The organism is Micromonospora aridisoli, assembly GCF_056150025.1.
Genome location: NZ_JAXCFK010000005.1, coordinates 329,166 through 350,576, shown reverse-complemented (window position 1 = coordinate 350,576; position 21,411 = coordinate 329,166). Strand labels below are relative to the sequence as shown.

At 69.4% G+C, this 21,411-nt stretch carries 17 protein-coding genes; 12 read left to right on the top strand and 5 right to left on the bottom strand.

Annotation, left to right across the window (positions count from 1 at the left end):
• Positions 1–311: 311 nt before the first annotated feature.
• Genes SM447_RS13625 through SM447_RS13610 form a run of 4 tightly spaced genes read left to right on the top strand, consistent with a single transcriptional unit; the run spans position 312 to position 4,618 of the window.
• A complete protein-coding gene (locus SM447_RS13625; protein ID WP_474573126.1) occupies positions 312–1,673 on the top strand; it encodes an ABC transporter substrate-binding protein in 1,362 nt (453 codons plus the stop codon).
• Positions 1,670–2,638, top strand: coding sequence for a carbohydrate ABC transporter permease (locus tag SM447_RS13620; protein ID WP_474573125.1), 969 nt, complete (start codon positions 1,670–1,672; stop codon positions 2,636–2,638). The genes SM447_RS13625 and SM447_RS13620 overlap by 4 nt, the downstream gene beginning before the upstream one ends.
• A complete protein-coding gene (locus SM447_RS13615; RefSeq protein ID WP_474573124.1) occupies positions 2,638–3,465 on the top strand; it encodes a carbohydrate ABC transporter permease in 828 nt (275 codons plus the stop codon). Before SM447_RS13620 ends, SM447_RS13615 begins: the two co-directional genes overlap by 1 nt.
• Positions 3,466–3,469: 4 nt before the next feature.
• On the top strand, positions 3,470–4,618 hold the full coding sequence (locus SM447_RS13610) for a serine hydrolase domain-containing protein (RefSeq protein WP_474573123.1): 1,149 nt from the start codon (positions 3,470–3,472) through the stop codon (positions 4,616–4,618).
• A gap of 78 nt (positions 4,619–4,696) precedes the next feature.
• Here SM447_RS13610 and SM447_RS13605 read toward each other — a convergent pair whose 3' ends face one another.
• From SM447_RS13605 to SM447_RS13595, 3 genes are read right to left on the bottom strand one after another with little or no spacing between them, the layout of a single operon-like run.
• Entirely contained in the window at positions 4,697–5,467 is a 771-nt protein-coding gene (locus SM447_RS13605) for a MerR family transcriptional regulator (protein WP_474573122.1), read from the bottom strand.
• Between the two features lie 30 nt (positions 5,468–5,497).
• Positions 5,498–6,259, bottom strand: coding sequence for an ABC transporter permease (locus SM447_RS13600; protein ID WP_474573121.1), 762 nt, complete (start codon positions 6,257–6,259; stop codon positions 5,498–5,500).
• Positions 6,260–6,269: 10 nt separating this feature from the next.
• Positions 6,270–7,103 (bottom strand): ABC transporter ATP-binding protein, encoded by an 834-nt coding sequence (locus tag SM447_RS13595; protein ID WP_474573120.1) that lies wholly within the window; start codon positions 7,101–7,103, stop codon positions 6,270–6,272.
• Positions 7,104–7,235: 132 nt separating this feature from the next.
• Here SM447_RS13595 and SM447_RS13590 point away from each other — a divergent pair, with 132 nt between their 5' ends.
• The 5 genes from SM447_RS13590 (at position 7,236) to SM447_RS13570 (ending at position 12,818) form a co-directional block, all read left to right on the top strand.
• The gene (locus SM447_RS13590) at positions 7,236–7,385 is read left to right on the top strand and encodes a hypothetical protein (RefSeq protein ID WP_474573119.1); all 150 of its coding nucleotides are present in this window, start codon (positions 7,236–7,238) and stop codon (positions 7,383–7,385) included.
• A gap of 369 nt (positions 7,386–7,754) precedes the next feature.
• Positions 7,755–8,825, top strand: a complete 1,071-nt coding sequence (locus SM447_RS13585; RefSeq protein WP_474573118.1) for a sugar ABC transporter substrate-binding protein — start codon at positions 7,755–7,757, stop codon at positions 8,823–8,825.
• Positions 8,822–10,363, top strand: a complete 1,542-nt coding sequence (locus SM447_RS13580; protein ID WP_474573117.1) for a sugar ABC transporter ATP-binding protein — start codon at positions 8,822–8,824, stop codon at positions 10,361–10,363. The genes SM447_RS13585 and SM447_RS13580 overlap by 4 nt, the downstream gene beginning before the upstream one ends.
• Positions 10,356–11,405, top strand: a complete 1,050-nt coding sequence (locus SM447_RS13575; protein WP_474573116.1) for an ABC transporter permease — start codon at positions 10,356–10,358, stop codon at positions 11,403–11,405. The genes SM447_RS13580 and SM447_RS13575 overlap by 8 nt, the downstream gene beginning before the upstream one ends.
• A gap of 84 nt (positions 11,406–11,489) precedes the next feature.
• A complete protein-coding gene (locus SM447_RS13570; RefSeq protein WP_474573115.1) occupies positions 11,490–12,818 on the top strand; it encodes an enolase C-terminal domain-like protein in 1,329 nt (442 codons plus the stop codon).
• A gap of 105 nt (positions 12,819–12,923) precedes the next feature.
• On the opposite strand, the gene SM447_RS13565 is transcribed toward SM447_RS13570, so the two are convergent.
• The gene (locus SM447_RS13565; protein WP_474573114.1) at positions 12,924–13,619 is read right to left on the bottom strand and encodes a FadR/GntR family transcriptional regulator; all 696 of its coding nucleotides are present in this window, start codon (positions 13,617–13,619) and stop codon (positions 12,924–12,926) included.
• Between the two features lie 648 nt (positions 13,620–14,267).
• On the opposite strand from SM447_RS13565, the gene SM447_RS13560 reads away from it, so the two are divergent.
• Together SM447_RS13560 and SM447_RS13555 are read left to right on the top strand one after the other, a co-directional pair.
• The gene (locus SM447_RS13560) at positions 14,268–14,954 is read left to right on the top strand and encodes a hypothetical protein (protein WP_474573113.1); all 687 of its coding nucleotides are present in this window, start codon (positions 14,268–14,270) and stop codon (positions 14,952–14,954) included.
• 336 nt (positions 14,955–15,290) lie between these two features.
• A complete protein-coding gene (locus tag SM447_RS13555; RefSeq protein ID WP_474573112.1) occupies positions 15,291–18,293 on the top strand; it encodes a glycoside hydrolase family 95 protein in 3,003 nt (1,000 codons plus the stop codon).
• Positions 18,294–18,425: 132 nt separating this feature from the next.
• Here the strand turns inward: SM447_RS13555 and SM447_RS13550 are convergent, their stop codons facing one another.
• The gene (locus SM447_RS13550; RefSeq protein ID WP_474573111.1) at positions 18,426–19,733 is read right to left on the bottom strand and encodes a hypothetical protein; all 1,308 of its coding nucleotides are present in this window, start codon (positions 19,731–19,733) and stop codon (positions 18,426–18,428) included.
• Positions 19,734–20,264: 531 nt separating this feature from the next.
• On the opposite strand from SM447_RS13550, the gene chvE reads away from it, so the two are divergent.
• Positions 20,265–21,398 (top strand): multiple monosaccharide ABC transporter substrate-binding protein, encoded by a 1,134-nt coding sequence (gene chvE / locus SM447_RS13545; protein WP_474573110.1) that lies wholly within the window; start codon positions 20,265–20,267, stop codon positions 21,396–21,398.
• Positions 21,399–21,411: the final 13 nt, after the last annotated feature.

Sequence of the window (21,411 nt, the reverse complement as noted above, 5' to 3'; positions counted from 1 at the left end):
CCATCATGATGCGTCGGGTCCGGTCCCGGGGTCACCGGTGACGGACCCGGCCGCGCGTCGTGGCCGGTGAACCAGCTGTTTCCAGACCGTTGCCAACTCGTCCTTGACAGGCCTCCGGCCCCGCGCGCATGCTCTGCTAAATCAGTTTAGCGACGTGATTTGGCTGCTGAGGTGGGCACCGAGGTGTCCGCCGAGGTCTTATTGGACACCGCGAGCCGTGGGCCGGGAGAACGGCGCGTGACGTGCGCGAACGTGGCGGGCGTCACGCCCGGTCGATGGGTGGGGCGCGCGGACGAGTCAAGGAGCATGAGGTGCCGGAGTTCTCGACGAGGTTCACTCGACGCCGGATGGCGCTCTTGGCGCCACTACTGGGCGTCAGCATGGCCATCACCGCCTGTAGCGCGCCGGGTTCGGAGCAGACCCCCTCGGGGGACTCCGACGCCCCGGTCAGCACCGAGCTGGGTGCCGACCCGATCACCCTGGAGATGTACGCCGAGACCGGCTTCCCGCTGGCCAAGGCCCTCGCGGACGAGTTCACGAAGCAGCACCCGAACGTCACGTTCAACATCCGCGAGGACCAGTTCACCGTGATCACGGAGAACGCCCCCCGGGTGCTCGCCTCGGACAACGCGCCCGACATCATCCGGCTGCCCACCATGGTCGACCTGGTCAAGGACGGGCTGCTGAAGAACCTGGACCCCTACTTCGACGCGTACGGTTGGGACAAGTTCCCCGCCTCCTCGCTGATCCAGCTGCGTCTCTCCGACGGTGGGGCGGTTCGCGGCAGCGGGTCGCTCTACGGCATGGGGCTGGGCTACAGCGTGACCGGCGTGTTCTTCAACAAGAAGCAGGCCGAGCAGGTCGGCATGACCGAGCCGCCGAAGACCATCGCCGAGTTCGAGGAGCTGCTGGCCAAGGCGAAGGACGCCGGCCTCCAGCCGATCATGCAGTTCAACAAGAACACCGCCGGCATCAACTTCCCGCACCAGGCCCTGCAGAACCAGTACGGCGACCCGACCGCGATCGCGGACTGGATCTTCCAGAAGCCCGGTGCCACCTTCGACACGCCGGCGGCGCTCAAGGCCACCGAGACCATCCAGAAGTGGGCCCAGGCCGGCTACTTCCCCAAGGACGCCAACGCCATCGACTACACGGCCATGATGGGCGAGTTCCAGAAGGGCAACGGCCTGTTCATGTTCAACGGCGACTGGGAGTCGGGGAACCTGGACAAGAACATGGCCGGTGACGTCGGGTTCTTCCTCTTCCCGGGTGAGACCGCCGACGCCAAGCGGGTCGCGATGTCCGCGCCGAACACGTTCGGTGTCGGTGCCCGGGCGAAGAACCCGGACGCCGCGGCCTTCTTCCTCAACTGGGTGCACACCAATGACAAGGCCCGCGAGATCTCGGTCAACATCGGCGGCTCGCACCCGGGCGGCCCGGCCGACCTCGCCCTGCCGCCCGTGTCGGAGGGAACCGTGCTGGCCGAGACGCTCAAGGCGTCCCAGCAGCTCGGTGCCGACAACGGCGCGGTCGACTTCACCGCGAACGCCACCGGCGGCATCTTCGCTGCGGCCATCACTCCCGAGATGCAGAAGCTGATCGCCGGCCAGCAGACCCCGGAGGGGTACGTGAAGGCGGTCCAGGCCGAATACGAGAAGGAACTGTCCCGATGACGTCTGCCCTCGGCAGCGCCCCGGCCGGGTCGGGCATCGCGTCCCGACCCGGCCGGGGGGACACCCGCTCACCCGCGCGGCCCCACCGGAAGAGGTGGGGCCGCACGGTCCGGTGGACCGGGTGGCTCTGGGTACTACCCGCACTGATCATGTACGGCGTCTTTGTGCTGCGTCCGCTCGTGCTGACCATGCAGTACTCGCTGTACCACTGGAACGGCATCGGCGCGGCCCGCTGGGCAGGGCTGGACAACTACCTCACGGTCTTCACCGACCGGGACCTGTTGAAGATCATTTCGAACGCGTTCATCCTGATCATCTTCTTCAGCTTCATCCCCGTCATCCTCGGCCTGCTGGTGGCCAGCCTGGTTCGGCGGATCACCACCGGCCCCGGCGGCACGATGGTCCGCACGGTGCTGTTCCTGCCCCAGGTGATCCCCCTGGTTGCGGCCGGCATCGCCTGGAGCTGGGTGCTCTCCACCAATGGCCTGGTCAACCAGGCGCTGCGGGCGGTCGGGCTGGACGGGGTCACCCGGGCCTGGCTCGGCGAGTTCGACACCGCGCTGCCGGCGGTGGGCGTGATCGGCACCTGGGTGATGCTCGGCCTCTGCACGATCCTGCTGGTCACCGGGATGAGCAAGATCGACCCCTCGCTCTACGAGGCCGCCCGCATCGACGGCGCCGGTCCGGTGCGCGAGTTCTTCGCGGTGACCCTGCCCAGTCTGCGCCAGGAGATCGGGATCTGCCTGACGGTGACCATCATCGCGGCGCTGGCCAGCTTCGACATCGTCTACATCTCGACCAGTGGCGGCCCGGGGATCCAGACCACGGTGCCCGGCCTGGAGATCTACCGGCTCGCCTTCTCCCAACGTCAGGTCGGACTCGCCTCGGCCCTGGCCGTGGTGCTGATGGCGCTGGTCCTGGTGTGCGTCCTGCCGATCCAGCGGCTGACCCGGGGGGAGAAGTGATGAACATGACCACCCGCAGTGAGCGGCTGACCGGACGGATCTTCCTGATCGCACTGGTCGTCGTCACCCTGCTGCCGTTCCTGAGCATGCTGTCGGCGGCCCTGCAACCGCGTGGCACCGTGCCCACCGGCCTGGCCTGGCCCAGCGACCCGCAGTGGGGCAACTTCGTCGACGCCTTCACCGCCGCGAACATGGGTGCCCTGCTGAAGTCGAGCGCGCTGATCGTGGCCGGCGTGGTGCCCGTCGGCGTCCTCATCGCGACCATGGCCGGTTTCGGGCTCGGTCACCTGCGGGTGCCCGGCGGCCACTTCGCGTTCGGGCTGCTGCTGCTCGGACTGACCCTGCCCTTCGAGGCGGTGGTCACCCCGCTGTACTACCAGATGCGCGACCTGGGCCTGCTCAACACCAGGTGGGCGATCATCCTGCCGTTGATCGGGCTCTACATGCCGTTCGCGGTCTTCTGGATGCGCGCCCACTTCATCAACGTGCCCCGGGAACTGTCCGAGGCGGCCCGGGTCGACGGCAGCAACACCTGGCAGCTGTTCTGGCGGGTGCACGTGCCGCTGGCCCGGCCGGCCGTCGCCTCGCTGACCATCCTGCTCTTCCTGTGGACCTGGAACCAGTTCCTGCTCGCCATCGTGCTCGTCGACGACGCGACGAAGCGGACGATGGCCGGCGCGCTCGGTGCCTTCCAGGGGCAGTGGGGGACCGATCTGGTGCTGCTCTGCGCTGGCTCGCTGCTCATCCTCACGCCTACCCTCATCGTGTTCCTGATCTTCCAGCGACAGTTCATCAAGGCCCTGCTCCAGGGCTCCGTGAAGGGATAACGGGTTGAGCGACAGCCAGATCCACGGTGACGTCGACGAGGGCTTCGGCCGGGTCGCCGACGTCTTCCGTGACAACTTCGCCCACCGTCGGGAGGTGGGCGCCGCGGTCGCCGTATACCTGGCCGGCCGCAAGGTCGTCGACCTGCACGGCGGGGTGGCCGACGCCCGGTCGGGACGCCCGTGGACCGCGGACACCCCGACCGTCGTCTTCTCCTGCACCAAAGGGATCATGGCGATCTGCGCCTACCTGCTGGTCCAGCAGGGGCGGCTCGACCTTGACGCGCCGGTCACCCGCTACTGGCCCGAGTTCGGCCAGAACGGCAAGGCGGACATCCCGGTGCGTTGGCTGCTCACCCACCAGTCCGGCCTGCCGGCACTGGACAAGCCCTTCACCCGCGAGGAAGTCATCGCCTGGGAGCCGGTGATCAGGGCGATCGAGGCACAGGCGCCGCTGTGGCGACCCGGTACCGCGCACAGCTACCACGCGATCACCTACGGCTGGCTGATCGGCGAGGTGATCCGTCGCATCACCGGCGAGATGCCCGGCGCCTACTTCGCCCGCACGCTCGGCGAACCGCTCGGCCTGCGTACCTGGATCGGGTTGCCGGCCGCCGAGCACGACGCGGTCGCCTGGCTGCTGGCGCCGATCGGCGACCCCGGTCCGGCCGTCGACCCGGTCGCCGAGCGCGGCATCACCATGGGCGGCGCCTTCGCCTTCCCCGCCGACGACGACGGCCTGGTCAGCTTCAACGATCCGGCGATACAGGCCGCCCAGATCCCCGGCGCGGGCGGAATCAGCACCGCCGAGAGCCTGGCCCGCCTCTACGGCGCCTGCGTCGCCGAGGTCGGCGGCCCGCGGCTGCTCACCGCGACCTCCGTCGACGACGCAGTCACGGTACGGGTCAGCGGGCAGCAGGTGTACGGGCACCCCGACGCGGGACACCGTTGGGGCACCGGCTTCCTGGTGCACTCGACGCCTCGGCCGATGCTCGGCGGACGCAGCTTCGGCCACGACGGCGCGGGCGGGCACCTCGCCTTCGGCGACGACGCCCACCAGGTCGGCTTCGGCTACGTCGTCAACCAGATGGGCGGGGTCGACGACGAGCGGGCCGAACTGCTCTGCGCGGCGCTGCGCGACTGCCTGGGGGAGTAGCCGGCCACGAGTTACGGCGTCTCGGGCCGCCCCGCCGGGGGCCCGGGACGCCGCGACTCGCGGAGATGACGTGACGGCTCAGGGCTGGCGCTTCTGGATCACCGTCCAGCCGGTCCAGCCACGCTCGGCGATCAGCTCCCGCAGGCGAGCGACAACGGGGTGGGCAGCGGCGGCGTACGAGTCCATCAGGCCGACGAACGCGGTGTCGGGAGTGATTGTGAACTGCTGATCCAGCTCGCCGTTGGCCTCCGCCTGCTCGAACATCTCGATCATCAGGTCGGCCGCCTCGCGTAGCAGGTCCTCGTCCTCCCAGTTCTCCGCGATCCGACCGGCGAGCTGGTAGAACCGCACGACCTTCGGGTTGGACAGCTGAGCCACCTTGTCGACCATGAACGCCGGAATCGATTCCGGCCACCGCGCCGACATCAGGATCCACGCGTCGCGCTCACCCTCGACGGCGGCCTCCGGCGCCCCGATGGCCCGTAGCCGGTCCAGGTAGTCGACCACCTCCTCGGGAACGGCCAGGGACTCGCCGCGGCCCAGCCGCGCGATCCGCCGCCGGTGCTCCTGCAACGTGCGGATCTGCGCCCGCAGTTGCCGGTCGATCTCCGTGGTCGCGGCGGCGAACGTGTCGGGGTCCGCGTCGAGCAGCTCGCGGACGCGGGCCAGCGGGACGCCGGCCTCGGCCAGGGTCCGGATCCGAACGAGTCGCACAACCGCGGCCGCGTCGTACGTCCGGTAGCCGGAGGCGTCGCGCTCCGGCTCCGGAAGTAGTCCGATCTGGTGGTAGTGCCGCACCGTACGGATCGTCACCCCGGCGTAGGCGGCCAGCCGGCCGATCGTCAGCATGCCTTCAGCCTGCACCACGCCGACCCATCGTCAACTGATCTTGCCGCGGTAGACGGCCATGGCGATGCCGTAGGCGACCACGAGCAGGCCGGCGCACCAGCCGAGGGCGGTCCAGATCTCGGCGTCGACCGGCTGCTGGCTGTACAAGCCGCGGATGGCGTTGACGATCGACGTCACCGGCTGGTTCTCGGCGAAGGCGCGCACCGGGGCGGGCATGCTCTCGGTGGGCACGAAGGCCGAGCTGATGAACGGCAGGAAGATCAGCGGATAGGAGAACGCGCTCGCGCCGTCCACGGACTTCGCGGTCAGGCCGGGGATGACGGCGAGCCACGTCAGCGCCAACGTGAACAGCACGATGATCCCGGTGACCGCGAGCCAGGCCAGCGCGCCGGCCCCCGACCGGAAGCCCATGACGAGGGCGACCAGCACCACCACCGCGAGCGAGATCAGGTTGGCGACCAGCGAGGTGAGCACGTGCGCCCACAGCACGGACGAGCGGGCGATCGGCATGGACTGGAAGCGCTCGAAGATGCCGCCCCTCATGTCCAGGAAGAGCCGGTACGCGGTGTAGGAGATGCCCGAGGCGACCGTGATGATCAGGATGCCGGGCAGCAGGTAGTTCACGTAGTTGTCCGATCCGGTCTGGATCGCCCCGCCGAACACGTAGACGAACAGCAACAGGAACGCGATCGGCATGATCGCGGTCGAGATGATGGTGTCCGGGCTGCGGCTGATGTGGCGTAGTGACCGCCCCAGCAGGACGGCGGTGTCGCCGAAGAAATGCCTGTTCATCGAGGACTCCCTAGTTCTTCGTGCCGTCGGGGCTGGCGGCGTCGACCGTGCCGTCCCGGTGTTCGTCGCCGACGATGGCGAGGAAGACGTCTTCGAGCGTCGGCTGCTTCTCGACGTACTCGACCTTGGCGGGTGGGAGCAGTCGCTTGAGCTCCGGGAGGCTGCCGTTGGCGATGATGCGGCCCTGGTGGAGGATCGCGATCCGGTCGGCCAGTTGTTCGGCCTCGTCCAGGTACTGCGTGGTGAGCAGCACCGTGGTGCCCTGCCCGGCCAGCTCCCGCACGGCCTGCCACACCTCGAGACGCGCCTGCGGATCGAGCCCGGTCGTGGGTTCGTCGAGGAAGATCACGGGTGGGTTCCCGATGAGGCTCATCGCGATGTCGAGACGGCGGCGCATGCCACCGGAGTACGTCGACACCCGTCGGCCGGCCGCGTCGGTCAGGGAGAACCGCGCCAGCAGGTCGTCCGCGATCGCGCCGGGGTTGGGCAGATGTCGTAACCGGGCCACCAGCACCAGGTTCTCCCGCCCGCTGAGGATCTCGTCGACCGCCGCGAACTGTCCGGTGAGGCTGATCGACTCCCGGACCTTGGCCGCCTGCCGGCCGACGTCGAAGCCGTTGACGCTGGCCGTCCCCGCGTCCGGCCTGAGCAGCGTGGCGAGTATCCGTACGACGGTGGTCTTGCCCGCTCCGTTGGAGCCGAGCAGGGCGAAGATGCTGCCCCGCGCCACGTCGAAGTCGACGCCGCGTAGCACGTGCAGTTTCTTGTATGACTTCTCCAGGCTCCGGACCTGGATCGCTGGACCACGGACCTGCTCGGGTGGTACCTGGGATTTGATTGACATGGCGTCAGCATGCGGGGTTGACGCTGCGTCAAGGTCAAGCCCGGACGTGGCCGGGGTTGCCCGCCCGGCCGAACCGCCGATGTCCGTGCGAGGACAAGTGCCAGGTCGGTCAGCCGTCGGACCGATCTGGGGGTGGCCTGGCGCAGCGTCGACACCGGCGGGCAGCACACCTGCGGGATGTCCACCAGCGACGTCCTGTACTGCTGGGGCTCGAACGGCAGCGGCCAGCTCGGTCTGGGCGGCTCCGGTGGGATCCACTCGACACCGAAGGTGGTGGGCTGAGAGCCGCGAGGCAAAGCTGGTAACTCAAGTTCCGTCGATGTTAGCGTGCTCAGAGTGTCGGTCCGCACATGTCTCGGCCGCATCCCGGCGTGACCCTGCCGACACCGACCCGGGCGGCAGAATCATCTGATGTTCCGCGCGGCCCGACGGTTGCCGTCGGTGCAAGCCCTCCAGTTCGAGGACGACAATCCCATGCGGCGGGACGTTGACGTTGACGGATGTACACGTCTAACGTCTGATGTCTGAGGCCCTTGAAGCCGCCCACCACCCCGCCGCCCTACGGAGGGATCGCCATGTCCCGTGTCGCCCGTGTCGGCTTCCCGGCCCGACCAGCTAGCTGGATGACCTCTCAGACATGGAGGAACGGCAATGAAGCGTAGGACTGTGCTGAGTGTCGGGCTGGCGACGATGCTGGTCGCATCAGCGACCGTCGCCACAGGCTGCGGCGACGACGCGGACCGCGGGTCCGGCCCGGGTGGTTCCGAGCTGCTCGTCGGGGTGGACTATCCGCGCTCCGACACCGACTTCTGGAACTCGTACATCAGATACGTGCCGCAGTTCGCGCAGGAACTGGGGGTCGAGCTGAAGGCCACGAACTCGCAGAACGACATCGCGAACCTGATCTCGAACACGCAGACGTTCATGAGTCAGGGAGTCAAGGGAGTCGTGATGGCTCCGCAGGACACCGCGGCGATCGCGCCCACACTGGGCCAGTTGGAGAGCCGGAAGATCCCGGTGGTCACCATCGACACCCGACCGGACACCGGCAACGTGTTCATGGTGGTCCGTGCCGACAATCGCGCCTACGGCACCAGGGCGTGCCAGTTCCTCGGCACCAAGCTCGGCGGCAAGGGCAAGGTCGTCATGCTCCAGGGCGGCCTGGACTCGATCAACGGTCGGGACCGCACCGAGGCGTTCAACGAGTGCATGCAGAAGGAGTTCCCCGACATCACCGTCTTCGGCGAGGCCACCGACTGGAAGGCGGACGTGGCGGCGTCGAAGTTGCAGACCCGGTTCGCCTCCGACCCGGATGTCAAGGGCATCTACATGCAGTCGTCGTTCGCTCTCTCCGGGACCCTGCAGATCCTCAAACAGCGGGGCCTGCAGGTGCCGCCGAGCGATCCCGCGCATGTCTTCGTGGTCTCCAACGACGGCATCCCGGAGGAGCTGAAGAACATCGGTGCGGGCCTCATCGACGCCACCGTGAGCCAGCCGGCCGACCTGTACGCCCGGTACGGGCTGGAGTACGTCCGGGCGGCGATCGAGGGCAGGACGTTCCAGCCGGGCCCGACCGAGCACGGCAGCACCATCATCCAGGTGCGCGAGGGTCTGCTGGAGGACCAGCTACCGGCTCCGTTGGTGACCCTGGACGGCGCACCGATCGCGGGCGAGCCCACGACGAAGTTCGACGACCCGTCCCTGTGGGGCAACAACACATGAACGCCACCCGGCGAGCCGCGACCGACGGGTCGGTCGACGACGACCGGCCCGTCGTCGAGGCGGTGAGCATCACCAAGCGTTTCGGATCGACCCTGGCGCTGTCCGAGGCGGGCATCGTGGTCCGGCGGGGGGAGACGCACGCCCTGGTCGGTCGCAACGGTGCCGGCAAGTCGACCCTGGTCGGCATCCTCACCGGACTCCAGGCCGCCGACGAGGGTCGCGTGGCGTTCGACGGCCGGCCGGCACCGTCCCTCGGTGACCGCGACGGGTGGCGACGGCGGGTCGCGTGTGTCTACCAGAAGTCGACGATCATTCCGACGCTGACCGTGGCGGAGAACCTGTTCCTCAACCGGCACGCCCGTGGACCCGGCCGGCTGATCCGCTGGAGCGTCTTGCGCCGGCAGGCGCAGGAGTTGCTCGCCGAGTGGTCGGTGGAGGTCGACGTTCGGCAGCCCGCCTCGACGCTGACGGTCGAGCAGCGGCAGTTCGTGGAGATCGCCCGGGCCCTGTCGTTCGGCGCCCGGTTCATCATCCTCGACGAGCCCACCGCCCAGTTGGACGGCGCGGGCATCCAGCGGTTGTTCACCCGCATCCGCGACCTGCGCGCCCAGGGCGTGACGTTCCTGTTCATCAGCCACCACCTGCAGGAGATCTACGAGATCTGCGACCAGGTGACGGTGTTCCGCGACGCCCGGCACATCGTTACCGCCCCGGTGGCCGAGCTGAGCCGCCCGGCTCTGGTGTCGGCGATGACGGGGGAGGACGTGAGCATGCCCGAGGCGACGTATCGACCGTTGTCCTCCGACGTACCGGTGCTGGTGTCGGTACGGGACCTGGTCACCGCGTCCGGGGCCGAGCTGTCGCTGGAGGCGAAGGCCGGTGAGGTCGTCGGAATCGCCGGCGGCGGGGGCAGCGGCAAGGTCGAGGTCGCCGAGGCCATCGTCGGTCTGGCCCGTCCGGCGAGTGGGACGGTCACCCTCGACGGCCGGCAGTTGCGTGCGGGCAGCGTGCCCGACGCGCTAGCCGCCGGGATCGGCCTGGTGCCGCAGGACCGGCACCGGGAGGGCCTGGTGCCACTGCTGTCCATCGCGGAGAACGTCACCATGACCGTGCCGGACCGGGTGGGTCGGCGTGGCCTGATCTCCCCGGGCCGTCGTGACGCCCTCGCCCGGCGGACGATCGCCGACCTCGCGATCAAGGCCACCGGCCCGCAGGTGCCGGTCTCCGAGCTGTCCGGTGGCAACCAGCAGAAGGTGGTCATGGGCCGGGCGTTGGCCAGCGACCCGAAACTGCTGGTGCTCATCACCCCGACCGCCGGTGTCGACGTGCGGTCCAAGCAGACCCTGCTGGGCGTCGTCGAGGAGGTACGCCGCCGCGGTACGGCCGTGCTCGTCGTCTCCGACGAGTTGGACGACCTGCGGATCTGTGACCGCGTGCTGGTGATGTTCCAGGGCCGGGTCGTCCGCGAGATGGCCTACGGCTGGAGCGACAACGAGCTGGTAGCCGCCATGGAAGGGGTGGATCTCCACCATGTCTGAGACGCTGTCCACCGCCGCGTCGTCGTCGCCCCCAGCGTCGTCACCGCCACCATCGGCCGCACCGCCGTCGCGGACCCTGGCCATCGCCCGGCTACGGGATCTGGCCCTGGTACCGGCGATCATCGCGGTCGCGGTTGTCGGGTTCGTCGTCAACCCGGTCTTCCTCAGCGCCGACAACATCATCAACGTGCTGCAGAGCATGTCGGAGATCGCCATCGTGGTCCTCGCCCAGACCATCGTGCTGATCACCGGCAAGATGGACCTGTCCCTGGAGTCCACCTTCGGACTCGCACCCGGTGTCGCCGCCTGGCTGATCGTCGACCCGGCACTCACCCACGGCCTCGGGCTCGACGTGCTGCCGTCGGCCTGGGCGGTCCCGGTCGTGCTGGCTGTCGGCGCCCTCGTCGGCGCCTTCAACGGCCTGCTCATCGTCCGTTTCGGCCTCAACGGGTTCATCGTCACGCTGGGCATGCTCATCGTGCTCCGTGGTCTGCTGACCGGCATCTCCGGCGGCAAGACCTTCTTCGCCCTGCCGGAATCGATGACCTACCTGGGCTCGGCGAGCTGGTTCGGCGTGCCCGCGTCGATCTGGGTGTCACTGCTGCTGTTCGCCGCCGGTGTCGTCGTACTGGGCTACACCCGGGCCGGTCGCGCGCTCTACGCCATCGGCGGCAACGTCGACGCGGCCCGCGCCGCCGGTATCCGCACCGACCGGGTGTTGTGGATCGCGCTGATCGTCGCCAGCATGCTCGCCGCCCTGGCCGGGCTGCTGATCAGCGGCCGGCTCGCGGCGGTGCCCGCGGCCCAGGGTAGCGGCGCCATCTTCCAGGTGTTCGCCGCCGCGGTCATCGGCGGAGTCAGCCTCAACGGTGGCAAGGGAACGGTGTTCGGCGCCTTCACCGGCGTACTGCTGCTGTTCATGATCATAAATGTGTTGACCCTGGCCGGAGTACCGGCCCAGTGGACCAACTTCCTCAACGGCACGGTCATCCTGGTGGCCCTGGTGGTCTCCCGGATCACCGGAGGCAAGGCGCAGACCTGACTCGGCCCCTCCGCCGTCCGGCTGGAGGGGTTCCACGATGCCCGGCACCGGCAGGTCAGCCGTCCGATCCCCACAGGAGTCCAGGTGACTGAGCTCGTCTCGTCCGTAGAAACCACCGACGTGCGGTTCCCGACGTCCCGCCACCGTGACGGATCCGACGCGATGAACCCCTTCCCGGACTACTCCGCCGCCTACGTCCTGCTACGCACCACCGCCGGAGCCGAGGGGCACGCCCTGGTCTTCACGGTGGGTCGTGGTACGGAGATCCAGGTCGCGGCGGTGCGGTCGCTGGCCGCCATGGTGGTCGGTCAGCCGGTCGACGACCTGGTCGCCGACCCGGGCGCGCTGGCCCGCCGACTCGTCGGTGACAGTCAGATCCGCTGGCTTGGCCCGGAGAAGGGGGTGGTGCACATGGCCGCCGGTGGCCTGGTCAACGCCGTGTGGGACCTGGCGGCCCGGCTGGCCGGCAAGCCGCTGTGGAAGCTGCTGGCCGACCTCACGCCGGAACAGCTCGTGGCCCAGGTGGACTTCCGTTACCTGCGCGACGCCCTCACCGAGCAGGACGCGTTGGGGCTGCTGCGGGCGGGCGCGGCCGGCCGTACCGAGCGTGAGCGGGTCCTGCGGGCCGAGGGGTATCCCGCCTACACCACCACCCCGGGCTGGTTGGGCTACGACGACGAGAAACTGGACCGGCTCTGCCGGGAGGCCGTCGAGGCGGGATACGACCTGATCAAGCTCAAGGTGGGTGGGAACCTGGCGGACGACGTCCGTCGGATGCGCATCGCCCGGCAGGCCGTCGGGCCGGACATCCGCATCGCGGTGGACGCCAACCAGGTCTGGGGCGTACCCGAGGCGATCCGGTGGATGCGTGAACTCGCCGCGTTCGAGCCGTACTGGATCGAGGAGCCGACCTCGCCGGACGACGTGCTCGGTCACGCCGCCGTACGCAGAGCCCTCGCTCCGGTCAAGGTGGCCACCGGTGAACACGTGCACAACGCGGTGATGTTCAAGCAACTGCTCCAGGCCGAGGCGGTCGACGTGGTACAGATCGACGCCTGCCGGGTCGCCGGCGTCAACGAGAACCTGGCGATCCTGCTGCTCGCCGCCAGGTTCGGGGTGCCGGTCTGTCCGCACGCCGGTGGTGTCGGCCTCTGCGAGCTGGTGCAGCACCTGGCCATGTTCGACTTCGTCGCACTCAGCGGCAGCACCGACGACCGCGCCATCGAGTACGTGGACCACCTGCACGAGCACTTCGTGGACCCGGTACGGATCAGGGGCGGGCGTTACCTGCCACCCACCGCGCCCGGCATGAGCGCCCAGCTCGTCCCCGCCACGCTCGACGACTACCGCTACCCGGACGGTCCCGAGTGGGCGGCGACCACCGTGGCCGGCGGCCCCTCCCACCGGGGCTGACCGCGAGCACGTCGATGCGGTACGTCTGATGTCTGGCCCGACCCGGCCGGTGCTGCTGTTCGGATCGGGCCGGTCCGGAGCGTCCGGCGGGCGCTGCCGGCTGCGCTACGTGTCGGCCGCCTGAGCCGCGAGCACCGTGCGCAACCACGCCTCGGACGTGTTCACGTGCATCAGCGCGCTGGCCTGGGCGAGCAACTGATCGCGTGAGCGCAGGGCGAGGTAGATCGCGTGGTGTTCGTCGATCGTCTTGTGTGCCGCGTTGCCCTCGATCAGGCCACGCCACACCCGGGCCCGCAGCGTCCGGCTGGACAGCCCGTCCAGCAGCGAGGTGAGGGTCTCGTTGCCGGTGGTCGCGATGACGGTGTGGTGGAAGGCGGTGTCGAACCGGATCAACTTCTCGGCGTCGTCGGCCGCCGCCCGCATGTCCTCGAGTATCCGGGCCAGCTCGTCGAGCTCGGTGTCGGTCATCCGCAGCGCCGCCAGGCCGGTGGCCACCGGCTCCAGCATCCGGCGCACCTCCATGACCTCCAACAGGGTGTCGTCGCGCAGCAGCTCCACCGCGACGCCCAGTCCTTCGAGCAGCAGCCGGGGGGCGAGGCTGGTGACGTAGGTGCCGTCGCCGCGTCGTACGTCGAGCACCCGGGCAGACTCGAGCACCTTCACGGCCTCCCGGACCCCGCTGCGGGACAAGCCCATCTGTGCGGCCAGCTGCGGCTCCGGTGGCAGCCGCGCCCCGGGCGGCAGCTCACCGCTCTGGATCATGCTCCGGATTCTCGCGATCGCGTCGTCGGTCAGTGCCATCCCGCCCCCTTCGGACCGCTCGGCTCGTCCCGCGTGACGTGCATCCGCCGTCCGCTGCGGCGACACCGGCAGCCCTCGTCACTATAGAGACGTCGGACGTTTGTCGCCGTCGCGGTTCGCCTCGCCGTCCGGGCGGCGTGCCGGCGTCGCGTTCCGTCGGCGGACGAGCGGCGACCGGAGCGCGACCATCGATCCGGGGGCGGCGGCACCGGGTCGGTCAGGCTGCCGGTCAACCATCTCGCCCTTGCGATGTTATCGATAACATTATACTTTTCGATAAGGGTTCGAGGCCCTCACCGCCCGCGGCGTCTGCCGTCGGGCACCGCCGGCATGGGCGCCAGGCCGCGGAGGTCCGCCTCGACACCGGTTCCGGGTTGGCATCACCGGGCGGGCGATGGGCGGCTCGCCGACCGCGGTGAAACGCGGGCAGGTCGGGGCACTGCTCCTCCCGCTTCGGGCGGCGTACCACCGTCCGACGGGTCGAGTGTCGGGCGCCGGACGGCAAGGCAACCTGCGACGGACCATCACCGTGATCTGCACCCGATCCGCGCCGGTGCGCCGGCGCCGGTCGGACCGACTCATCGACGAAGGGACGGGACGGCTCCGAACGGAGACCCTCCCCGGGCCCAGCCAGTAGAAGGGAACTCCATGCGGCTACCGGGCCGGTACAGGGACACGGCGCGAGCGTCGACGGTCATCGGCTGCGAGCCGGAGGCTGGCCGGCGACCGCCGGGGACCCTCACCCCAGAGCGGGCCGCCGCGCTGCTGATCCGCCGGGCCGGGACCGTGGCCCAGCCTCTCGATCTTGCCGAGGTCGATCGGCTGGTGCGGATGTGCGGGCATCTGCCGCTGGCGATCGGCCTCGTCGCCGTTCTCCTGCGAGCCGATCGTGGCCGTACCGTCGCCAACCTCGCTGAGGAGTTCGAGCACGCCCGGCAGCGGCACCTCGAACTGCATGGGAAGGAACTGGCCGTGGCCGCCGCCTTTGACCTCGCCTACCGCGACCTGCCCGCCAGTGGGCGGCGGTTGCTGCGCTACCTGGGCCTCTGCCCAGGCTCGGACTTCGACGTGTGCGCGGCCGCGGCGTTGGGAAACCTGACCCCCGTGCACGCCCGGCGGACCCTGACCGACCTGTGTGAGCGCCAACTGATCGCGGAAAGCGGCACCCGCTACCGGATACCCGACCTGATCGCCGAGCACGTACGCCGGCTCGCCGCCGACGAGTCCGCAGTACTCCGCACCGCCGCCCTCGACCGGCTGGCCCACATCGGATCGATCTACCGCCCGGACCGCCCGCCGCGCCCGGGTCAGGAGGCCGCGACTGATCAGCCCTGATGCCCTGGACGCGATGACATCTGATGTCTGCGTCCAAACCTGTCTCGCCTGTCCGACCGCTCGGCGTGCCTGAGGGTTGCCGACGGTTGGTCGATCGCTGCCCGAGATCGGGCTGTCGGCAGGCATTTCAACGCAATGAGCGGGTGGGCGGCGAGGAGGGCATCGACCGTTGCCCATCGCCTGGGCCGGGAGTAACATTCGCGCAACACATCAGACGTATGCCGGCTACCGACCGCGACCGGCGCATGGCGACCGCTCCGACGGGCTGGTTCAGAAGTCGGCTCTCACAGTTTCCGCGCTTCGAGTGGCCGGGACCGGTCACCGGTTGGAGGATCGATGTCAGACCTGACCCGACGGCAGGCCCTCAGAATCGGTGCGGCGGGTGCCGGCGGCGCCCTGCTGCCGCTGCCGTGGAACGCGATCGCCCGGGCCGACTCGGTGGCACCCCCGCAGGTGCTGGCCGCCGGCGACCTGGCGCTCTGGTACGACCGGGCGGCCGGCACCGACTGGCTGCGTGCGCTACCCATCGGCAACGGCAGGCTCGGCGCCATGGTGTTCGGCAACACCGACACCGAACGACTGCAGCTCAATGAGGACACCGTGTGGGCCGGCGGACCGCACGACCCGAGCAATCCCAGGGGGCTGGGCGCCCTCCCGGAGATCCGGCGGCAGGTCTTCGCCAACCAGTGGACCCGAGCCCAGGACCTGATCAACCAGAACATGCTGGGCAACCCGGTCGGACAACTGGCCTACCAGACCGTGGGCAACCTTCGCCTGGCCTTCCCCGCCTCGGGCGGGGTCTCGCAGTACGACCGGCAGCTGGACCTCACCACCGCGACCACCTCGGTCACCTACGTGGCGAACGGGGTGCGCTACCAGCGGGAGGTGTTCGCCAGTGCGCCGGACCAGGTCATCGCGATGCGGCTGACCGCGGACCGGTCCGCGTCGGTCACCTTCACCGCCACCTTCGACAGCCCGCAGCGGACCACCACGTCCAGCCCGGACGGGGCCACGATCGCCCTCGACGGCGTCTCCGGCAACCAGGAGGGCGTCACCGGCGCGGTACGGTTCCTCGCCCTGGCGCACGCCACCGTCAGCGGCGGCTCGGTGACCAGTTCCGGCGGCACGTTACGGGTCACCGGCGCCACGAGCGTGACGCTGCTGATCTCGATCGGCTCCAGCTACGTCAACTACCGCAACGTCGGTGGCGACTACCAGGGCATCGCGCGGCGGCACCTCACCGCCGCCCGCGCCAGCAGCTACGACCAGCTGCGCGCCCGGCACGTGACCGACTACCAGGCACTGTTCGGCCGGGTGAGCCTCGACCTGGGGCGTACCGCCGCCGCCGACCAGCCGACCGACGTGCGGATCGCCCAGCACAACAACGTCAACGATCCCCAGTTCTCCGCGCTGTTGTTCCAGTTCGGCCGCTATCTGCTGATCTCGTCCTCCCGGCCGGGCACGCAGCCGGCGAACCTGCAGGGAATCTGGAACGACTCGCTGACCCCGGCCTGGGACTCGAAGTACACCCTCAACGCCAACCTGCCGATGAACTACTGGCCGGCCAACACCACCAACCTGTCCGAGTGCCATGCCCCGGTCTTCGACATGATCAGGGACCTCTCGGTGGCCGGGGCCCGCACCGCCCAGGTGCAGTACGGCGCCGGAGGCTGGGTCACCCACCACAACACCGACGCCTGGCGGGCCACCTCCGTGGTCGACGGCGCCTTCTGGGGCATGTGGCAGACCGGCGGCGCGTGGCTGGCCACCATGATCTGGGATCACTACCTGTTCACCGGCGACGTCGAGTTCCTCCGGGCCAACTACCCGGCCATGAAGGGCGCCGCGCAGTTCTTCCTGGACACCCTGGTGACCGAGCCGAGCCTCGGCTACCTGGTCACCAATCCCTCGAACTCGCCGGAGATCGGCCACCACGCCGACGCCAGCGTCTGTGCCGGCCCGACCATGGACAACCAGATCCTGCGGGATCTCTTCGACGGCTGTGCCCGGGCCAGCGAGATCCTCAACACCGACGCCACCTTCCGCGCCCAGGTGCGGGCCACCCGCGACCGGCTCGCCCCGACCCGGATCGGCTCGCGCGGCAACATCATGGAGTGGCTCTACGACTGGGTGGAGACCGAACGCAACCACCGGCACATCTCCCACCTCTACGGCCTGGCGCCCAGTAACCAGATCACCAAGCGTGGCACCCCTCAGTTGTTCGAGGCGGCCCGGCGGACCCTGGAGATCCGCGGCGACGACGGCACCGGCTGGTCACTCGCCTGGAAAATCAACTTCTGGGCCAGGATGGAAGAGGGCAGACGGGCCCACGACCTGATCCGCTACCTCGTCACCCCCGCCCGTCTCGCCCCCAACATGTTCGACCTGCACCCACCGTTCCAGATCGACGGCAACTTCGGCGCCACCGCCGGCATCGCCGAGATGCTGCTGCACAGCCACACCGGTGAGCTGCACATCCTGCCGGCGCTGCCGCCGGCCTGGCCCAGCGGGCGGGTCAGCGGCCTGCGTGGTCGGGGTGGGCACACCGTCGGCATCACCTGGAGCAGCGGTCAGGCAACCGAGGTTCTCATCCGGCCGGACCGCGCCGGCACGGTCCGGCTGCGGGGTCGGTTGTTCACCGGCACCGTCACCGTGGTCGACGCCGCCGACGGCACGCCGGCCCGGACCACGCGGATCGAGTCCGACCTCGTCGAGGTCACCGTCGCGGCCGGGCGCACCTACCGGGCCACCGGCTCCGGGACCGTGCCCACCCCGCCCACCCTGGAGCAGAGCTTCACCAACGCCAGCACCACCAACGACAACAACACCGGCGCCGGGAACTTCGACGGCAACGGTGCCACGCTCTCGGCGCAGGCCCTGGCTCAGGCCGGGGTCACCCCGGGCAGCACGGTGAGCCGAAACGGGGTCACCTTCCGCTGGCCCAACGTCGCGCCGGGCGGTGCCGACAACGCCATCGCCTCGGGGCAGTCGATCAGCGTGACCGGCACGGGGCGTACCCTCGGCTTCCTCGCGACCGGCACCTACGGTGCCGTGTCGGGAACCGCCACCGTGGTCTATGCCGACGGCACCCGCCAGAGCTTCACACTGAGCACCCCGGACTGGTACGGCGGACCGCACGCCGGTGGCACCGCCGCCATCGTGACGGCGTACCAGAACCGGCCCGGCAACCAGCGGCAGAACGTCGCCGCCTGTGTCTACTACGTCGGGGTGGCCCTGCAGAACAAGCCGGTGAGCCGGATCGAGCTGCCCAACATCAGCGCGCGTCCCGCGGCGAACGTACCGACCATGCACATCTTCGCCATCGCGGTCGGGGGCTGACGGCTCCCCGGGGTGGTCGTGCCCGCGGCGATCGCGGGCGGGACCGCCGGACCGGGGCTCGCCGGCTGCGGCAACGGGTACCGCGGCCGGCGAGCCCTCGTCGCGCTCGGGACGCTCCGGTGAACCGGGTCGTCAGCGCTGGGCCAGCAGCCACCGCAGGATGCCGCTGTCGTCGTACGTCGGCCCGTAGGCCGCGTGGTAGTCGGGCAGCGAGAACGCCTCGTTGCCGTACTCCGTGTAGCGCAGCAGTTCGGCGATCCGCTGGGGTGACGTGCCCCGGGCCTCGTACGCCGAACGCAGCGCCGCCTGCGTGTTGCGGGCCAGCGAGATGTTGAGCAGGTGGTCGTTGACGCCGTGGGTGATCCACAGCGGGATCTCGGCGGCGGCGATGGCCGTCGCCTGGCTGGCGCTCACCTGGAACCCACCGGTGACCAGGCCCGCGGTGAACAGGTCGGGACGCTTCGCGAACGCCTCCCACAGCAGCCGCGAGCCGTACGAGACGGTGGTGGCGTACACCCGCCCGGTGTCCACCGCGAAGTCCCTGCTGAACTGCTCGACCAGCTTGACCAGCAGGTCGGCCTCGGCCACGTCGCCCACCCGCTGGTGCTGCGGGGCGAGCACGATGACCTCCTCCGAGCTGCCGGTGACACTCGGCTGGAGCCAGGCCGTCGCCGGGATGTCGGCGGCGATCTGCACGCCCGTGTTGTCGCCGTCCCAGCCCATGCCGTGCCCGGGCAGGACGACCATCAGCGGGTACTTCCTGCCGGGCTGGTAGTTCTCCGGCAGGTGGTAGTGGTACGGCAGCACCATGCCGCCGCTGAGGTACGAGCCGTAGCGGAACTCGTCGACCAGCAGGTTCACCGGTGCCTCGGTCACCCCGTGTGAGGTGCCCGGCGCGCCCTTGGCCAGCACCGGACCGGCGCCCTTGCCCTTGCCCGGCTGGGCGTGCACGTTCTTGCGCTGGGTCACCCGGGTCGGCAGGTCGGGGTTCACCTTCACCGTGCACAGGAAGGTCGGACACTTGGAGACGATGACGGTCCAACCTGCGTTCTGGTCGGGGTCCAGCTCGACGATGACGTACCGGCCGGGCACCGACCGGCGATCGGCGCGGGTGGTGGCCGCGTCGTTGGTGTAGGTGTGGGTGACCTTGCGGTCGACCAGCTTGGGTAGGTCCTCGATGGGGTTGAAGCGGAAGTTGTAGCTGGTGTCGGAGACCGAGAAGGTCGAGTTGTCGAGCTTGTGGGGGTTGACGGTCGCGCCGTATTCGACGGCGACGGCCGAGACCTTCTGGCCGTAGGTGTAGACCGTGGTGATCGGTGTGACGCTGCGGATGCCACCGGTGCCGTCGCCGTGGTCCCGGGTCGCGGCGTAGGCGGCCGTGCCGGACGTGGCCAGCAGCAGCATCGCGACGACGGAGACGAGCGTCCTGCGCAGTCTCATCGGCTCTCCTCGTTGGACGCGTCCGTCCGGTCCGGCTTGCGCCGGCGCGGCTCTGCCGAGCCGTGAAGCAACGGGCGCTAAACTGATTTAGCAGAGCATCGACGGCCGCCTGGTCGATGTCAAGGTCACGTCGGTGACGGAGCGGAAACCGAGCGTTCACCTCGCCGGCTCCTCCCGGAGGTGACCGATGCCGGCGGCGACCGGGCGCCTCGGGCGGCGACCCTTGGTGGGCCGGGGGTCGGGTGTGGACGAAATTCGGCGGCGGGATGTTCGTCGGCCCTGGCGTGCCGTATTCTCTGACGTCGATGGCGGCCGCCCGGCTCGGCCCGCCGGCTCCGCGGCTGCACCCGTGATCACCGTCTTGACCTGGGACGACTCGACCGCTCGGAGGAGTGGAGCGTTCGTTACGAGACCGTGACCGCGGTATTTCCAACCAGGTGTTGACCAATGCATTGTGAGCGCTAACACTTGGGCCCCAAGTGCGACCCGCGCAGCCGGTCCGACGGCGCGAGTTCCAGATTGGGGAAGCCAGTGAACAGAAGAGTCCTGGCCGCTCTCGGCAGCGCCGTCCTGGCGCTGAGCATGGCGGCTTGCAGTGGTGAGGGTGCCGGCAGCGGTGGAAACGACGGTGACAAGCCCGCCGACCTGACCATCGGCGTCTCGATGCCGACCCAGACCTCCGAGCGGTGGATCGCGGACGGCAACTCCGTCAAGGAGAAGCTGGAGGCCAAGGGTTACAAGGTCGACCTCCAGTACGCCGGTGACGACATCCCCACGCAGTCCCAGCAGGTCGATCAGATGATCACCCGGGGTGCCGACGTGCTCATCATCGCGGCGATCGACGGCACGGCGCTCAGCGGGCAGTTGCAGGCGGCGGCGGACGCCAAGATTCCGGTCATCGCGTACGACCGGCTCATCCGGGACAGCCCCAACGTCGACTTCTACGTCAGCTTCGACAACTACAAGGTCGGTGTCGCCCAGGCCACCGCGTTGCTGGTCGGCCTCGGCGTGCAGAACAAGGACGGCGCCAGGGGCGAGGCGAAGGGTCCGTTCAACGTCGAGTTGTTCGCCGGCTCGCTCGACGACAACAACGCCCACTTCTTCTTCAACGGCGCCATGGACACCCTGAAGCCGTTCCTCGACGACGGCACCCTCAAGGTGAAGTCCGGGCAGACCGCGATCGACAAGGTGGCGATCCTGCGGTGGCAGCAGGAGGGCGCGCAGAAGCGGATGGAGGACCTGCTGACCTCCAGCTACAACGACGGCACCAAGGTCGACGGGGTCCTGTCGCCGTACGACGGCCTGTCCCGCGGCATCATCACCGCGCTGCAGAACGCCGGCTACCGCGGGGCCGACTTCCCGGTGGTGACCGGCCAGGACGCCGAGATCGCCTCGGTCAAGCTGATCGACGACGGGGTGCAGAGCTCCACCATCTTCAAGGACACCCGCCTGCTGGCCGAGCAGGCCGTCGTCGCCGCTGAGGCGTTCCTGACGGAGAAGACCCCGGAAGCCAACGACACCGAGACCTACAACAACGGCAACAAGGTCGTCCCGTCGTACCTGCTGCCGGTCCAGACGGTCTTCAAGGACGACATCAAGCCGGTCCTGATCGACTCCGGCTACTTCACCGCCGAGGAGGTCGCCGCCGGCCAGGCCAAGGGCTGACGGCGATCCCGGG

Excerpts from the sequence above, each read along its gene's own strand:
- SM447_RS13620 (WP_474573125.1), top strand. The coding sequence starts at position 1,670 with ATGACGTCTGCCCTCGGCAGCGCCCCGGCCGGGTCGGGCATCGCGTCC.
- SM447_RS13615 (WP_474573124.1), top strand. The coding sequence starts at position 2,638 with ATGAACATGACCACCCGCAGTGAGCGGCTGACCGGACGGATCTTCCTG.
- SM447_RS13605 (WP_474573122.1), bottom strand. The coding sequence starts at position 5,467 with ATGCTGACGATCGGCCGGCTGGCCGCCTACGCCGGGGTGACGATCCGT.
- SM447_RS13600 (WP_474573121.1), bottom strand. The coding sequence starts at position 6,259 with ATGAACAGGCATTTCTTCGGCGACACCGCCGTCCTGCTGGGGCGGTCA.
- SM447_RS13595 (WP_474573120.1), bottom strand. The coding sequence starts at position 7,103 with ATGTCAATCAAATCCCAGGTACCACCCGAGCAGGTCCGTGGTCCAGCG.
- SM447_RS13585 (WP_474573118.1), top strand. The coding sequence starts at position 7,755 with ATGAAGCGTAGGACTGTGCTGAGTGTCGGGCTGGCGACGATGCTGGTC.
- SM447_RS13580 (WP_474573117.1), top strand. The coding sequence starts at position 8,822 with ATGAACGCCACCCGGCGAGCCGCGACCGACGGGTCGGTCGACGACGAC.
- SM447_RS13575 (WP_474573116.1), top strand. The coding sequence starts at position 10,356 with ATGTCTGAGACGCTGTCCACCGCCGCGTCGTCGTCGCCCCCAGCGTCG.
- SM447_RS13565 (WP_474573114.1), bottom strand. The coding sequence starts at position 13,619 with ATGGCACTGACCGACGACGCGATCGCGAGAATCCGGAGCATGATCCAG.
- SM447_RS13560 (WP_474573113.1), top strand. The coding sequence starts at position 14,268 with ATGCGGCTACCGGGCCGGTACAGGGACACGGCGCGAGCGTCGACGGTC.
- SM447_RS13555 (WP_474573112.1), top strand. The coding sequence starts at position 15,291 with ATGTCAGACCTGACCCGACGGCAGGCCCTCAGAATCGGTGCGGCGGGT.
- SM447_RS13550 (WP_474573111.1), bottom strand. The coding sequence starts at position 19,733 with ATGAGACTGCGCAGGACGCTCGTCTCCGTCGTCGCGATGCTGCTGCTG.